Origin of the sequence: Oryzibacillus soli, assembly GCF_051594765.1 — a bacterium.
GTDB lineage: Bacteria > Bacillota > Bacilli > Paenibacillales > NBRC-103111 > Paenibacillus_AR.
This window is the reverse complement of the sequence record NZ_JBPPGJ010000091.1, coordinates 1-513: the sequence shown is the minus strand read 5'-3', so window position 1 is coordinate 513 and position 513 is coordinate 1. Positions and strand designations below refer to the sequence as shown.

Annotated in this window: 1 protein-coding gene; it reads left to right on the top strand. The window is 64.7% G+C overall.

Annotation, left to right across the window (positions count from 1 at the left end; genetic code table 11):
- Positions 1 to 513: Ig-like domain-containing protein (locus tag ACSEXW_RS28290; protein WP_438449517.1), on the top strand; the 513-nt coding region annotated here is incomplete at both ends.

The window sequence follows — 513 nt, the reverse complement described above, 5'->3', positions numbered from 1 at the left end:
GTGTTCACGGACGCAGACGGGGATGCACTGACCTTGAGCGCGCTGTCGTCTACGCCAGGCGTGGCGACCGTTAGCGTTACCGGTGCAACGCTGACGATCACGCCGGTAAACGCAGGCACCACCACAGTGACCGTGACGGCTGACGACGGCAACGGAGGCACTCAATCGGACGCCTTCACGGTGACGATCAGTGCCGTGAACCAAGCGCCGGTGGTTGCCAACGCCATAACGGACCGGACGGCTACCGCGGCTGACGCGCCGTTCACCGTGGACCTGAGCAATGTGTTCACGGACGCGGACGGGGATGCGCTGACCTTGAGCGCGCTGTCGTCTACGCCGGGCGTGGCGACCGTTAGCGTTACCGGTGCAACATTGACGATCACGCCGGTAAACGCAGGCACCACCACAGTGACCGTGACGGCCAACGACGGCAACGGAGGCACTCAATCGGACGCCTTCACGGTGACGATCAGCGCCGTGACGCCGCCGAACCAAGCGCCGACAGTCTCGAGC